We start from the raw sequence: 13801 nt of genomic DNA, 5'->3' as shown, positions 1-13801 counted from the left end.
GCCCGGCTCAGCTGTTCAGGCGCCAGATGGCGAAGTTCAGGGCGGCCGCGAAGGTGACCCACGCCCAGTAGGGCAGCATCAGCAGTGTCGCCGGGCGGGACACCTTGCGGAAGAGCGCGACCGTCACGCCGATCGCCACCCACATCAGCAGGATCTCGACGAACGCCAGCCCGTAGCGGCCGGCGCCGAAGAAGAGCGGCGTCCAGACGGCGTTGAGCACCAGCTGGGCGATCCACGCCCAGAGGGCCGGGCCGAAGCCGACCCGCCGCCAGACCAGCCAGCCGGCCACCGCGATCATCGCGTAGAGGAGGCTCCAGACCGGTCCGAAGAGCCAGGACGGGGGAGCCCAGGCGGGCTGTTCGAGGCTCGCGTACTCGGCCGAGGTGCCCTGCACGCCGAGCCCGCCGATCGCCGCGGCGACGAACACCGCCGCCCCGAAGCCGAGCAGTGCCCACCACTGCCGGGCGCCGCCGGCCCGTTCAGCGCTCCCAGACATCTCCATGGTCGAGATATTTCCGCCGGAGATGGGCGGTAAACCCGCCGTCACCCTCCGGACGGCACGACACCGGGGTCGTCATGGCCGGAGGCTCCTGTCGGGAGGACAGAGTTCCGGTCACGACGACCCCGGTGGGTCCTGAACGGCGGCCTGTAGCCGCCTCGTCAATTGAAGATGCTCACACCACCCGGCCCGACGAGCAGGCCGACCACGATGAGGACGACGCCCCACAGGATCTGCCGCCGGAACAGCGCGAGGATGCCGGCGACCACGAGTACGACTGCGAGAATCCAGAGAATCAGCTCCATGTTTGCTGAATACCCGAGCTGCCGATGCCGGAAACCTGTGCCTGGTCGAGGTGCTCGCCCAGGTGGAAGACGCTGTACGCCTGCTTGATGACGGGGTGGGCGACGTTGCGGACGCGTACCCCGCCGGGCGTGGTGCCCCGCTCGGAGCCGGCGTGCGCGTGCCCGTGCAGGGCCAGCGCGGTCGGCGCCGAGTCGATCGCCTGACCGAGCTGGTACGAGCCCAGGAACGGGTAGATCTCCAGCGGCTCACCGGCGAGCGTGTCCGGCACCGGCGAGTAGTGGGTGAGCGCCACCAGCACGTCGCACTCCAGCCCCCGCAGCGCGGCGGACAGGGCGTCGGCGCTCTCCGTGGTGGTCCGGACGAACGCCTTCATCTCCGGCTCGCCGAAGTCGCTGGCGCAGCGGCCGGCGAACCCCCCGCCGAACCCCTTCACCCCGGCCACGCCCAGTCGGCCGCCGGCGCAGTCCAGCACGACGCCGTCGCCCTCCAGCACGGTGATCCCGGCGTCCTCGAGCACCTTGATTACCTGCGGCACCTGGTCGCACTGGTGGTCGTGGTTGCCCAGCACGGTCACCACCGGCACGCCGAGCCCGCCGAACTCCGTGGCCACGCACCGGGCCTCCGACTCTGTCCCGTGCCGGGTCAGGTCGCCGGCGAGCAGCAGCACGTCGGCGTGCTCGGGCAGCTCGTCCAGTGCCGGCCGGAACCGGCCGACCACGTCCTCGTCCAGATGCACGTCGCCCACGGCGGCGATCCGGATCACCATGGAACCTCCTCAGGGCAGTTGCTCGATCTCCGTGGGCGCCTGCGCGCGGATCACCCCGATGTCGCTGGTGACCGGCACGTCGGGGAAGCGTTCGGCCACCCGGCGCAGGATCTCCTCCCGCCGGTGCGGGCTCTCGACCTCGCCGTAGAGCACGAGGCCGCGCTCCCGGCGGACCACGGTGATCCCCTGCTCGGCCACGTCCGGGTCCTCGGTCAGCAGCCGGTGGATCTCCGCCTCGACGTACTCGTCGGGCGGTCCGGTGGCGACGTCGCGGTGCTCGGTCACGGTGTCCCCTCTCCCTCGCCGGTGCCGGAGTGCGGCACCACCTCCAGCCGGTCCAGCAGCACCAGGAACGCCTCCGCGTACGGGGAGTGCTGCGTCTCCTTGCGTACCCGTTCCCAGTCGATCTGCTCCCGCAGGGAACGGGCCAGCGGCAGACCCCGGGCGAAGTCGCAGTAGTGCTGCGAGAAGCTCAGCAGTTTGTGCACCATGAGCTGGGTGGCCGAGAGCACCGGCATGTGGATCGCGTCGACCGGCCGGACGACCGTGTCGGCGAACGTCTCCTCGGTGACCGGCGTCTCGATCGGCCGGTGGATCAGGTCCACCATGCGGCCGTCGTCGAAGACCTTGACCAGCCAGTCCTCGGGCGGCCGCTCGGCGGTGAAGCCCGCCGCGACCAGCGCCTCCAGGGAGCGTTCCACGTCGACCTCGCGGATCAGGAAGTCGACGTCGTGCTCGCTGGAGTGACCGCCGTGGGCGTACACCGCGAAGCTGCCCCCGAGCGCGAAGGGAATCTCTTCCTGCTTGAGCACGGCGGCGACCTTCTTCAACGTGTGCACCAGGCTCTCGTCCCCGCGCTCTGCCATTGGCGTCTCCCGTCGATGGTGGTGGGCGGCTGATCCAACTCCGGTACCCGGCATCCCGGCGGGCCACACCTGGCAGGTGGCACGGTCGGGGTCAACCGGGAGGACACGGCACAAATCTCCGGGTACGCGAGCGCGGGTCGGATAGCCTGTGCAGAGTGTCCAGATCACCGGGGGCGCGGCGCGGCAGGGCCCGATTGCGCGCCGTCGCCCTGATCGGCATCGACGGCTCGGGCAAGACCACCCAGGCGCACCGGCTCGCCGACGCGCTCACCGCGGCGGGCCGCCCCGCCACCTACCACCGCAACGCCGGCGGGCGGCGCTGGCTGGGCCGCCTCGCGCACCGCCTCGGCCGTCCGGACGCCCAGCGGCTCGTCGGGCGCAGCGGCATGCTGGCGGTGGAGTCCGTGCTCCGCTGGCTGGCGATCGCCGTCGCCCTGCTGAGCTGCCTGGCCACCGGCCGGGTCGCGGTGATGGACCGCTACTCCGCCTGCCAGTTCGCGAGCATCCGGGCGCACGGGGGCCAGCGCTGGGAGCGGCTGGCCCGGGCCGGCTACCGGATGTTCCCGCGACCGCAGGTGACCTTCCTGCTGACCGTCGATCCCGCCGAGGCGTACCGGCGGATCGAGCAGCGCGGCACCGACCACGAGAGCATGCGCTACCTGACCGCCGCGGACACCGCGTACCGGACCCTGCCGGAGTACCCGACCTTCGTCGTGGTGGACGCCGGGCGCCCGCCGGAGGAGGTCTCCCGGCAGATCCAGGCCCACATGGCGGGCTGGCTGGCGCCCGCCGACGGTCGCGACGGCCGGTCGACCGACGGTCGCGACGGCCGGCCCGCCGTCGTCCCCGCGCCGCCGGGCGCGGAGCCGGTCGCGATCGGCCGGCTGACCGCCTGAGCCGGCTGAGCGCCTGAGCCGGCTGAGCCGCCGGCCCGCGGGGCCGGACTGCCCGGGTCGCGGCCGGGTGGCCGGGGCCCCGCGGGAGGCGGCGGGATGGCATCGTCTGCACGAGGGGTCGCGTGCGGGCCGGTGGCGACCGTACGGCCTCTCCGCGCAGGTCCGGCGGGGGAGGCGCCTGCCTGCGTGGGAATGGCACGCTGGGCGGTACGGATGGCACGCTGGCCGAAACGCCACGTCCGGGCAGGCGGTACTTTCCTCAATACGCGGAGTCATGGTTGACGCTCACGCCTCGTGAAAGTAAGTTTCATCCGTGGCGAAGAGTCCGAAGATTTCTGCGAGTCACGAGCCGGGTGGGCTGATCGTCCACATCAGCGGCCTGCTCCCGTCGTTGTCGCCGGCTGAGCAGCGGGTCGCCCGGCTGGTGGTCGCCGACCCGGCCGACGCCGCGCGTCGGACCATCACCGACCTCGCCACCGCCGCCGAGACATCCGAGGCGACCGTCATCCGCTTCTGCCGCTCCGTCGGCATGGACGGCTACCCGCAGCTGCGGATCCGGCTCGCCGCCGAGGCCGCCCGCCGGGTCGAGCCGCCGGACGCGCGGGTCGTCGGCGGCGACATCCCACCCGGGGCCGACCTCGCCCAGATCATCGCGACCATCGCCTTCAACGACGCGCGGGCCGTCGAGGAGACGGCCGAGCAGCTCGACCCGGCGATCTGCGAGCAGGTCGTCGAAGCCATCGCGGGCGCCGGGAGGATCGACGTCTACGGGGCTGGCGCCAGCGGCTTCGTCGCCTCGGACTTCCAGCAGAAGCTGCACCGCATCGGTCGCATCGCCTTCTACTTTCCGGACGTGCACACCGCGCTGACGTCGGCCGCGCTGCTCGGGCGGGGCGACGTGGCGGTCGGCATCTCGCACACCGGCACCACCTCGGACGTGATCGAGGTGCTGGAACAGGCGCGGGCCCGGGGAGCGTCCACGGTGGCGCTCACCAACTTCCCCCGGTCGCCGATCACCGAGGTGGCCGACTTCGTGCTCACCACGGCCGCCCGCGAGACCACCTACCGCTCGGGCGCGATGGCGAGCCGGCTGGCCCAGCTCACCGTCGTCGACTGCCTCTTCGTCGGGGTGGCGGCGCGCAACCGGTCCCGGGCCAGGAAGGCCCTCGAAGCGACAGCCGAGGCGGTCCGGTCGCACCGGGTCGGCCCGGGACGGAGGCGGGCATGACGGCGGGCGCGGTGGAACCCCACGAGGTGACGGCCCCGGTGACGGCCCGGCCGGTGATCCGGGTCGGCGCGCCGACGGAGCGGCGCAACCCGCTCAGCGCTGACCTCGACCTCATGTCGACCCGGGACGTGCTCACGGTGATCAACGAGGCGGACCGGCGGGTGCCCGGCGCCGTCGCGGCCGTCCTCGACGAGATCGCCGCGACGGTGGACCTGGCGGTGACCGCCCTGCGCGGCGGGCACCGGGTGCACTACTTCGGTGCCGGCACCTCCGGCCGGCTCGGCGTGCTCGACGCCGCCGAGCTGGCGCCCACCTTCAACTCACCCCGGCACTGGTTCTGCGCCCACATCGCGGGCGGGTCGGAGGCCATGTGGCGGGCGGTCGAGGACGCCGAGGACGACGACCGGGGCGGCGCGGCGGAGGCCGCCGACTGCGTACGGGCGGGGGACCTGGTGGTCGGACTCGCCGCCAGCGGACGCACACCGTACGTCCTGGGGGCGCTCGCCGCGTCGAGTGCCAAGGGGGCCTCGACCGTGCTGCTCTGTGCCAACCCGGAGGCGGAGGCCGCCCGGTCGGTGGACGTCTTCATCGGGGTGGACACCGGACCGGAGGTCGTCACCGGGTCGACCCGGATGAAGGCGGGCACCGCGCAGAAGCTGGTGCTGAACACGTTCTCCACGGCCGTGATGGTCCGCCTGGGCCGGGTCTACTCGAACCTCATGATCGACATGGTCGCCACCAACGCCAAGCTCCGGGGCCGGATGATCTCGATCCTGATCGAGGCGACCGGCTGCTCGGAGGAGATCTGCCGGCGGGCCCTCCACGAGGCCGACGGCGACATGAAGGTGGCGCTGGTCTCGCTCGTCTCCGGGGTGGAGGTGTCCGCCGCGCGGGCCGCCCTGGCCCGCTCCGCCGACCAGGTCCGCGGCGCCCTGGCCCTGCTCGCCTCCTGAGCCGACCCACCCCTCCCACCCGCCCTGCGACCCCCGTCACGTACGGGCATGGGCCCGCGGCCCGGATTGTTCACCGGGGGGTGGGGTATTAGCACGGGCGTGGATGAACCGACCGGTCCGCCCGTGCGTGTCTCCGCAGTGACCAGGATCGCAGCGCGACGGTGACCCGGGTCGCTGCGTCTGCGGGCGTGGCGGTGCTGCCATGGACCGGGACACGGCGACACGTCGATCCGCCGCCCCTGGCGTGGTGCCCATCGGAGAGCCGCCACCCGGGGTGCTGACAGGAAACATGGACCGCGCTCTCAGCGGATTATCAGGCATTCGTGACACTTTCGACTCACGACATGGAATCCCCGGCGCGTCTCAACTGTTGTGTAGGTGTCAGCACCGGTGGGCACAGCGGAAGTTACGGGGGAGGGCTGATGGACGTGGGGATGGCAAGGAACCGGGCAACCGGCGCGAGCGAGGGGACCGTGGGCAACGTGGACAAGAACATCGGCATGCGAACCGACGAGGTTGCCGAGGAGCGCGACCTGGTCGGCGTCTACCTTCACGAGATCTCCCGGACGCCACTGCTGGACGCCGCCAAGGAGGTGGACCTCTCCAAGGCCATCGAGGCCGGCCTCTACGCCGAGCACCTGCTCGGTGAGGACCGCGTCCCCGCCGGCGCCGACCGGGACGACCTGGAGCGGCTGGTCGCCGAGGGTGAGCGGGCCAAGGACCTGTTCATCCGGGCCAACCTGCGGCTGGTCGTGTCGATCGCCCGCCGCTACGTGCGTTCGGGGATGCCCATGCTGGACCTGATTCAGGAGGGCAACACCGGCCTGGTGCGGGCGGTCGAGAAGTTCGACTACGTGCGCGGCTACAAGTTCTCCACCTACGCGACCTGGTGGATCCGCCAGGCGATCAGCCGGGCGATCGCCCAGCAGGAGCGCACCGTGCGACTGCCGGTGCACCTGGTCGAGGACGTCAACCGGATGCGCAACGTGGCCCGGCAGCTCACCCGCGAGCTGGGCAGCGACCCGGAGCCGGAGCAGATCGCGGCGTCCCTCGGGGTCACCGTCGAGCGGGTCAACGAGCTGGTCCGCTGGTCGCAGGACACCGTCTCGCTGGACACCCCGGTGGGCGACGACGGCGACACCAACCTCGGTGACCTGGTCGCCGACAGCGACGCGCCGTCGCCGGAGGAGATCGTCCTGACGGGGCTGGAGCGGCAGCGGATCGAGGGTCTGCTCAACCACCTCGACGACCGTTCGGCCGGCATCATGCGGGCCCGCTACGGGCTCGAGGACGGCCGGGAGCACTCCCTCACCGAGGTGGCCTCGCGGTTCTCGCTCTCCCGGGAGCGGATCCGGCAGCTGGAGATCCAGGCGCTCGGCCGGCTCCGCGAGCTGGCCCGGGCCGAGGGGCTACAGGCGGCCTGAGCAGGGTAGGAACAACGGCGAACGGCCGGCGTCCGATAGGGGGACGCCGGCCGTTCGCCGTCTTGCCGGGTGCGGTCAGCGGACCCGACCGTAGCCCTGGATGGGCATCAGGTTCATGCCCCGTTTGAGCACGTTGCGCCCGGCGCTCGGCGCGTCGATCACCTGTCCGCCGCCGACGTAGAGGCCCACGTGCCCGAGCCCGCTGTAGAAGACGAGGTCGCCGGGGCGCAGCTCGCTCCGGCTGATGTGGGCCACCGCGCCCCACTGCATCCGGGTGTTGTGCGGCAGCGACTTGCCGGCCGCCCGCCAGGCCGCCGAGGTCAGGCCCGAGCAGTCGTAGCCGTTCGGCCCGTCGGCGCCCCAGACGTACGGCTTGCCGAGCGCGCCGTACGCGTACCGCACCGCGACGCCGGCCCGGCCGGAGACCGCCGGCGCCTCCTTCGCGCTGTCGGGTCGGGCCGCCGGCTTCTCGGTGGCCCGGCCGTACGCCTGCCGGCGCAGCTCGTAGAGCTCGGCCAGGTCGCGCTCGATCCGCTTCTTCGCGGCCGTCATCTCGCGGGCCTGCGCCGCCTGTCGGCCCAGCGTGACCTCCAGCCGGGTCTTCTCGTCGAGCAGCTGGCGCTGGTTGCCCGTGAAGTTCGAGATCTTCTCCTGCCGCTGCCGCGTGAGCTGGTCGAGCATGCTCAGCCGGTCGAGCAGGTTGTCGGCGCCGCCGGGACGCAGCAGCGCCTCCGCGGTGGTCAGGTTGCTGCCGGTCTTGTACGCGGTCACCGCCATCTCGCCGACGTCCGCCCGGCTCCGTTCGGTCTCCTGCTCCAGCGGACCGATCCGGCTCTGCACCCGTGCCACGGCGGCCTGGTTGGCCTTGATCTCCTCCCGGAGCTTGTTGTACGCCTCGACGACGTGTTCCAGCTTCGCGGAGGAGTTCTCGATCCGCCGGGTCAGCTCGGCGGGGGACGGTTCGGCCCGGGCGGGTACCGCCGGTGCGAGCAGCGTGGCCGACACCACGGCGACCGCCAGGGCGCGCAGCGTGTTCCTGAGGGACGACAAGAGCGAAAGGCTCCTCTCCCACCGGCCGCCGCGGGCTGCTGACGCCCTCGGCGACACCGGGCCGGTGCTGTCCGGGTGGACGGCGATCGACCGGGCCGGCCCGGACAACCTAACCCGGGGCAGGAGTGATGCGCAGTTGAAGCAGGGTCGAATGTTGGCCGAGTGACGGAAATTGTTGATCACGAGGGGCGCGGTGCGTGACCGACTCGTCCGGCCCGCCGCGGTAGGCGGCGGCTATTGTCAGCGATCGGGCGATCCGCGCCGTTCGTCGTTGTCGACGCATGCCGCCGCAACCTGAGCCGTTATGACCGACAAGACCGACATGGCGGTCGGAACCGGCGGGCCGCGCGATCGCAGCTCTCGGACGCGAACCGAAATCGCCGTCCGGGCTGGCACGTGCGCCACACAATGAAGCGCGCAGCCGGGAATCCCGTCGACCGGCACGATGCGGGACCGTCGACGGGAACCGACCCGGCAACCAGCCGCGGGAGGTAGAACCGTGAACCCTCAAGGCGCCACCCGACAGACGCGGTCATCGCGGACGACCGCGCGGAAGAACACCCTCCTCTACGCCCGACCCGGGATCATCGTGACGGTCGACCGGTTCACCGTCGGCCGCAACAGCTGGCAGGTCACGGAGCTGACCCACCTGCAGACCGGCCGCGGCCCGCACGACCGCGTCGCGGTACGGGCCGTCCTGGTCACCGGCGCCATGATCGGCGGCGTCGGCCTGCTGCTCGGCTTCACCGGCGGGCTGCAACGGCTCACCGCGGGGGCGTACCTCGTCCTGGGCCTGGTGTTCCTGCTGCCGGTGCTGGTCGCGCTGGCGGGGGACCGGTGGCGACCGCCCGCGTACGAGTTGTGGGGCCGGCGCCGGGGCGAACGGGTGCTGCTGTTCAGCAGCGACGACGAGCGGCAGTTCGGCCAGGTCTCCCGGGCCCTGCGCCGGGCCCGGGAGATGAACCGGTACGGCGGCTGGGAGGACCCGCTCGCCTCGGTCGACCCGTGGCGGCCCACCCGGTAGCCGGGGTCAGCCGGCGACCGGCTCCGGGGTGCGCCCGGACTGCTCCGCCGTCACCCAGGAGCTGACCCGGCGCTCCGCGTAGAAGGAGACGAACGGCACCGTGCCGGCCAGCATCACCAGGACCATCCGCTTCAGCGGCCAGCCGGCCCGGCGGGACAGGTCGAAGGCGGCCAGCAGGTAGAGCATGTAGAGGAAACCGTGCGCCTGGCCCACGGTCTCCACCAGGATCGGGTCGTCGAAGCCGTACTTCATCGGCATGCCGATCACGACCAGCAGGATCAGCGCCACGCCGACGATCCAGGCGATGACTCGGTACCGGGTCAGGGCTGCGCCCACCGTCGTCCGTCCTTTCGCGCCCGGCCTCAGCCGGGGTAGTCACCGGGCTTGGCGCCCGGGTTGTCGTTCAGCCATTGCAGGTAGTGGTTGTAGGCGGCCAGGTCGCCGTCGTCGCCGCCGTCGGCAGCCGCGGACACGCGGGCTACCCGCACGGGTCGGCGTACGACCGGGCGCGTCGCGGCGGCCTGTGGGGCCTCGGCAGGTCGCGTCCCGGCGGCAGTCGACGCCTCCTCGGGCGCGGCGGCCGCCGCCGGCCCACGCAGCGCGTGCCGGACCTCACGCCACCAGACGAAGACCACGAAGCCCGCGAAGATCGGCCACTCCACCGCGTAGCCCCAGCTGATCGCGTTGCCGGCGGCGGCCCGGCTGACCTGCCACCAGCCCAGCCCCAGGAAACCGGTGACGAGCACGACCATGGCCACGTGGCGTGCGATCCACGCCGGGGTCCAGAGCCGTTTCATGGCATCGAGAGTACCGGGGGCCGCCGGGGTCTCCGACGCGGCGTCGTAGGCGCGGGGATGGTTTGGTGCCTTCCGGTGTGGGCATCCGTCTAGACGCGAGCCCAAACCAGAGCAGGGGGTCGATCATGACGGGATCGGTACGGCAGGACGACTTCGGCAGCCCGGAGCAGCGGATGCCCGAGTGGGACGGCGACCATGTCCACGACAGGGCCTCCGGCGAGGCGGACCCGCCCGACGGCGAGCTGCTCGGCGTCGACCCCGCCGAACTGGCCGACGAGGACCTGATCCGGGAGATGCACAGCCTGCACCGCACCCGCCTGGACACCCTGCGCCACGCGGCGGACTCCGCGCTCGCCAACCACCTGCGGCGCACCGCCGAGCTGGAGACCGAGTACCTCGCCCGGCACCCCGGCCGCGAGGTCGACCCGAACCGGCTGCGGGACGCGTGATGGCGTCCGCCGAGCGCGGGATGTCCGCGCCGCCGGAGGTGGTGTTCAACACCGCCACCGACCCCGCCCGGGCGTCGGCGTGGCTGCCCGAGCCGCTGCGGGCCGACGGCAGCCCGGCGGACGAGGTCAGCGCGGAGGAACTGCGGGCCCGGTGGAGCGCCGCCGGGGAGTGGTCGGCCGAGATCCGGGTGGAGCCCGCCCAGGCGGGCGGCGCCCGGACGCGGCTCGACCTCACCGGCGGTCCGGACGCCGGGCGGCTGGCCGACGAGGCCCTGGACAGCCTCGCCCGCGAGGTGGCCGACAACCTGCAGGCCGGCTGAGCCGGCCAGCACCACCGAGAAGACCGAGGAGACCGGGTGACCGCCCTGAAGGAGAAGGTGGCGCGGCTGCGCCAGGCGTACGCGCCGCACGAGCACCGGCCGCTGGGCGGCTACCTGGCGGCGATGGGCACCTACGCCGGGGTGACCGCCGGCATCGCCGGTCTGGTCCGGGCGACCGGCCGCCCGGTGCCCGAGCGTCCCGCCCCGGCCGACGTGGTGCTGCTGAGCATCGCCACCCACAAGCTGAGCCGGCTGCTGACGAAGGACGCGGTGACGAGCCCCTTGCGGGCGCCGTTCACCCGCTACGACAAGCCGATCGGCAGCGGCGAGGTGATGGAGCAGGTCCGCGACCAGGGCAGCTCCACCCGGCACGCGATCGGGGAGCTGCTGAGCTGCCCGTTCTGCCTCGCCGTCTGGGTCGCCACCGGGTTCACCGGCGGGCTGGTGCTCGCCCCCCGGCTGACCCGCCTGGTGGCGACCGCGCTGACCGTCGTGGCCGCCTCGGACTTCCTCCAGATGGCGTACGCGGTGGCGCAGCAGGCCGCCGAGGGTGGCGACCACGACGAGGACTGAGCACGTACGACGAAGAGGGCCGGCGCTTGAGCCGGCCCCCTTCGTCGCTGCCTGTCCATCGTCGTGGCTGTGCTTCGTCGTGCCTGTTGTGCCCGTCGCCCCGGTTGTCTCCGCTCCGCCCGGCGGCCCGCGATGCTGTCGTGGCCCTGCCGGGGCGCCGGGTCGGCGTGCGCCGTGGTCGTCGCCGCCGCGTCAGGTCGGGGTCGTGCCGTGGTCCTCGCCGGCCCAGCCACGGGAGGCCTCCGGCTCGCGCTCGTCGGCGTCCGCCCCGGTGATGATGTCCCGGTCGACCGCGGTGCGGTCGTGCTCGTTGGCGAAGTCGGGCTCCGGCAGCGTGTCCCGGCCCTCGGGGGGCTGACCGAGCGCCGGCAGCTTCTCGTGCTCTTCCTCGTGGTGGGACATCTCGCTCTCCTCACTGCTCGTCGGCCTCCGGTGCGAGAGGCCGTCCGCCCCCGGGGGACGGGTGGGCGGTATCGCCCCACGGCGGGTCGCCACGGCCCCGTCAGGGCCGTGCCGGTCCCGGGCCGCCGGGCGTCAGGTGACCGAACCGCCGAGCAGGTCGGCCACCTCGTCCACGGCGTACTCGCCCTCGGGCAGGGCGGCCATGCGGGTGAGAAGCTGCGCGGGAAGCTCGGCGGCGACGGCCCGGCGGTAGATGTCCGCCTGACTGATCCGCTCCTGGCCGTGGTAGAGATCCTCAAGGAGGTCGTCGAGGCGTCGGATGTCCGGCTCCTCGGTCACGGGCGCGTCCGTCACGGGTGCGTCGTCGGTCACGACGGTCAGCTACCCGCGTCCGAACCGGTCAAACGTCACCGCCTCGCCTTCCACGGGTCCGCCCCACCGCGCCGATGGTGCCCGCGCCATGCCGACGGTGCCCGCGCTGTGCTGATGCTCCCGCGTGCCGGCGGTTCCCGCGGTGCCAGCGCCGTGCCGAGGGTGCCCCGCGCCGTGCCGAGGGTGCCCCGCGCCAGGCCGACGGCGCCCGCGCCGTGCTCGGCCGACGCGGAGTCGCCACGGGGCTGTGACGGCGGTCATGACGGGGGCCGGAACACCGGTGGCGGGTCGCCGGTTGAGTCAGGTGTCGGTGTGTCCAGTGTCCCCGGGCCTCACCTAATTGCCTTCGCGGAATACCGTCCGGCTGGAGCCGCGTCGTGCCACTCGCCGAGAGGCGACCTGCACACCGACACCGGTGCCGCCCCCGAGCCCCAGGGCCCGGGGGCGGCACTGTCCGTCTCCACCTCCCGCCCCGCCCTCCCGCACCCTCCCCGCCAAGCCTCCGCCTCCCGCCGGCCTTCCGCCCCCAGCCCTCCCCACCCGCCCGCCTCCCGCCCCGCCGGCCTCCCGGCGATCATGAGGTTGGCGGCAGTGATGAAGATCGGCTTCGCCGCTAACCTCATGATCACCGGGGGCGGGCGGGCGGGCGGGCGGGGCGGGGTGGGGAGAGGTGGGGGCGGGGGTCAGGCGGGGGTGGGGGCGGGGGTGCGGCGGCGGGTGCGGACGGCGGCGGCCAGGTGGCTGAGGACCTCCTCGGTGGTGTCCCAGCCGATGCAGGCGTCGGTGACCGACTGGCCGTACGTCAGCTCGCGGGTCGGGTCGAGGTCCTGGCGGCCGGCGAGCAGGAAGCTCTCCAGCATGATCCCGACGATGCCGCGCTGGCCGGCGTCGAGCTGGGCGGCCACGTCGGCCGCCACCCTCGGCTGGTTGCGGTGGTCCTTGCCGCTGTTGGCGTGGCTCGCGTCGATGACCACGCGCTCGGGCAGGCCCGCCGCCCGCAGCAGTTCCAGGGCGCCGGCCACCGAGTCGGCGTCGTAGTTCGGCCGTCCGCCGCCGCCGCGCAGCACCAGGTGCCCGTCCGCGTTGCCCCGGGTGTGCAGGATCGCCGGCGTGCCGGAGACGTCGATGCCGGGGAAGACGTGCGGTACGCCGGCGGCCCGGATGGCGTCCACGGCGGTGCCGATGCTGCCGTCCGGGCGGTTCTTCATGCCGATCGGCATCGACAGGCCGGAGGCGAGCTGCCGGTGCACCTGGCTCTCCACCGTCCGCGCGCCGATCGCGCCCCACGCCACCGTGTCGGCGATGTACTGCGGGGTGATCGGGTCGAGGAACTCGCAGCCGACGGGGAGCCCCAGGCGGAGCACGTCGAGCAGGAGCGCGCGGGCGGTACGCAGGCCGGCGTTGACGTCGCCGGAACCGTCCAGCCCGGGGTCGTTGATCAGGCCCTTCCAGCCCACCGTCGAGCGCGGCTTCTCGAAGTAGACCCGCATCACCACCAGCAGGTCGTCGGCCACCCGGGCGGCGGCGTCGCGCAGCAGGTGGGCGTACTCAAGGGCGGCGGCCGGGTCGTGCACCGAGCACGGGCCGACCACCACCAGCAGGCGGTCGTCGGCGCCGTCCAGCACCCGGCCGACCGCGCGTCGCCCGGCCAGCACGGCCGAGGCGAGCGTGTCGTCGAGGGGCAGCTCGTGGTGCAGCAGGGCCGGGGTGGTCAGCGGCACGACACGGTCGATCCGCTGATCGCTGACCCGATCGGTCTCCGGGGTCGTCACGGTGGGAATCCTTCCGCCGACCGTGCCCCGGGGCCGGTGCCCGGGTCGAGCCGGCTGCTCGTACGCAAAAAGGCAGGAACGAGAGTTCCTGCCCGGCCGGCTCG

General features: G+C 73.1%; 19 protein-coding genes. 8 read left to right on the top strand and 11 right to left on the bottom strand.

Features of this window, described 5'->3' with window-relative positions:
- Positions 1–7: 7 nt before the first annotated feature.
- The 5 genes from DER29_RS21670 to DER29_RS21655 form a co-directional block, all read right to left on the bottom strand.
- Entirely contained in the window at positions 8–502 is a 495-nt protein-coding gene (locus tag DER29_RS21670; protein WP_121399529.1) for a TspO/MBR family protein, read from the bottom strand.
- A gap of 158 nt (positions 503–660) precedes the next feature.
- Positions 661–804 carry a GPGG-motif small membrane protein gene (locus DER29_RS34685; RefSeq protein ID WP_165947907.1) on the bottom strand — a complete coding sequence of 48 codons (144 nt, stop codon included), beginning with the start codon at positions 802–804 and terminating at the stop codon, positions 661–663.
- A complete protein-coding gene (locus DER29_RS21665) occupies positions 795–1571 on the bottom strand; it encodes a metallophosphoesterase (protein ID WP_121399528.1) in 777 nt (258 codons plus the stop codon). Before DER29_RS21665 ends, DER29_RS34685 begins: the two co-directional genes overlap by 10 nt.
- A gap of 9 nt (positions 1572–1580) precedes the next feature.
- Positions 1581–1856, bottom strand: a complete 276-nt coding sequence (locus DER29_RS21660) for a hypothetical protein (protein ID WP_121399527.1) — start codon at positions 1854–1856, stop codon at positions 1581–1583.
- A complete protein-coding gene (locus DER29_RS21655; RefSeq protein ID WP_121400101.1) occupies positions 1853–2491 on the bottom strand; it encodes a nucleotidyltransferase in 639 nt (212 codons plus the stop codon). The genes DER29_RS21660 and DER29_RS21655 overlap by 4 nt, the downstream gene beginning before the upstream one ends.
- 101 nt (positions 2492–2592) lie before the next feature.
- Here DER29_RS21655 and DER29_RS21650 point away from each other — a divergent pair, with 101 nt between their 5' ends.
- From DER29_RS21650 to DER29_RS21635, 4 genes are all read left to right on the top strand, one after another.
- Positions 2593–3333 (top strand): dTMP kinase, encoded by a 741-nt coding sequence (locus DER29_RS21650; protein WP_121399526.1) that lies wholly within the window; start codon positions 2593–2595, stop codon positions 3331–3333.
- Between the two features lie 313 nt (positions 3334–3646).
- Positions 3647–4561, top strand: a complete 915-nt coding sequence (locus tag DER29_RS21645; RefSeq protein WP_121399525.1) for a MurR/RpiR family transcriptional regulator — start codon at positions 3647–3649, stop codon at positions 4559–4561.
- Entirely contained in the window at positions 4558–5514 is a 957-nt protein-coding gene (locus DER29_RS21640; protein ID WP_121399524.1) for an N-acetylmuramic acid 6-phosphate etherase, read from the top strand. The genes DER29_RS21645 and DER29_RS21640 overlap by 4 nt, the downstream gene beginning before the upstream one ends.
- Before the next feature lie 434 nt (positions 5515–5948).
- A complete protein-coding gene (locus DER29_RS21635; RefSeq protein WP_199729496.1) occupies positions 5949–6938 on the top strand; it encodes an RNA polymerase sigma factor RpoD/SigA in 990 nt (329 codons plus the stop codon).
- 75 nt (positions 6939–7013) lie between these two features.
- On the opposite strand, the gene DER29_RS21630 is transcribed toward DER29_RS21635, so the two are convergent.
- Entirely contained in the window at positions 7014–7988 is a 975-nt protein-coding gene (locus DER29_RS21630) for a C40 family peptidase (protein WP_121399522.1), read from the bottom strand.
- 499 nt (positions 7989–8487) lie between these two features.
- Here DER29_RS21630 and DER29_RS21620 point away from each other — a divergent pair, with 499 nt between their 5' ends.
- Positions 8488–9012 carry a DUF6232 family protein gene (locus DER29_RS21620; RefSeq protein ID WP_121399520.1) on the top strand — a complete coding sequence of 175 codons (525 nt, stop codon included), beginning with the start codon at positions 8488–8490 and terminating at the stop codon, positions 9010–9012.
- A 6-nt stretch (positions 9013–9018) separates the two neighbouring features.
- Here DER29_RS21620 and DER29_RS21615 read toward each other — a convergent pair whose 3' ends face one another.
- Positions 9019–9348, bottom strand: a complete 330-nt coding sequence (locus tag DER29_RS21615; protein ID WP_121399519.1) for a DUF3817 domain-containing protein — start codon at positions 9346–9348, stop codon at positions 9019–9021.
- A 26-nt stretch (positions 9349–9374) separates the two neighbouring features.
- Positions 9375–9809, bottom strand: coding sequence for a hypothetical protein (locus DER29_RS21610; RefSeq protein WP_121399518.1), 435 nt, complete (start codon positions 9807–9809; stop codon positions 9375–9377).
- A gap of 122 nt (positions 9810–9931) precedes the next feature.
- Here DER29_RS21610 and DER29_RS21605 point away from each other — a divergent pair, with 122 nt between their 5' ends.
- The 3 genes from DER29_RS21605 to DER29_RS21595 are packed head-to-tail and all read left to right on the top strand — an operon-like array spanning position 9932 to position 11151.
- On the top strand, positions 9932–10258 hold the full coding sequence (locus DER29_RS21605) for a DUF6158 family protein (protein WP_121400100.1): 327 nt from the start codon (positions 9932–9934) through the stop codon (positions 10256–10258).
- Complete coding sequence (locus tag DER29_RS21600; protein WP_121399517.1) at positions 10258–10578, top strand: hypothetical protein; 321 nt, start codon at positions 10258–10260, stop codon at positions 10576–10578. Before DER29_RS21605 ends, DER29_RS21600 begins: the two co-directional genes overlap by 1 nt.
- Positions 10579–10614: 36 nt before the next feature.
- Positions 10615–11151, top strand: a complete 537-nt coding sequence (locus DER29_RS21595) for a DUF1360 domain-containing protein (protein ID WP_121399516.1) — start codon at positions 10615–10617, stop codon at positions 11149–11151.
- 192 nt (positions 11152–11343) lie between these two features.
- On the opposite strand, the gene DER29_RS21590 is transcribed toward DER29_RS21595, so the two are convergent.
- From DER29_RS21590 to DER29_RS21575, 3 genes are all read right to left on the bottom strand, one after another.
- Positions 11344–11553, bottom strand: coding sequence for a hypothetical protein (locus DER29_RS21590; protein ID WP_121399515.1), 210 nt, complete (start codon positions 11551–11553; stop codon positions 11344–11346).
- 132 nt (positions 11554–11685) lie between these two features.
- Positions 11686–11934 (bottom strand): hypothetical protein, encoded by a 249-nt coding sequence (locus tag DER29_RS21585; RefSeq protein ID WP_199729530.1) that lies wholly within the window; start codon positions 11932–11934, stop codon positions 11686–11688.
- Positions 11935–12608: 674 nt separating this feature from the next.
- Positions 12609–13706 (bottom strand): 3-deoxy-7-phosphoheptulonate synthase, encoded by a 1098-nt coding sequence (locus DER29_RS21575; protein WP_121399513.1) that lies wholly within the window; start codon positions 13704–13706, stop codon positions 12609–12611.
- Positions 13707–13801: the final 95 nt, after the last annotated feature.

Origin of the sequence: Micromonospora sp. M71_S20 (genome assembly GCF_003664255.1) — a bacterium.
In the GTDB taxonomy this organism is placed as follows: Bacteria; Actinomycetota; Actinomycetes; order Mycobacteriales; family Micromonosporaceae; genus Micromonospora.
Note: the sequence above shows the minus strand (reverse complement) of the source record. Positions and strands in the feature narration are given on the sequence as shown.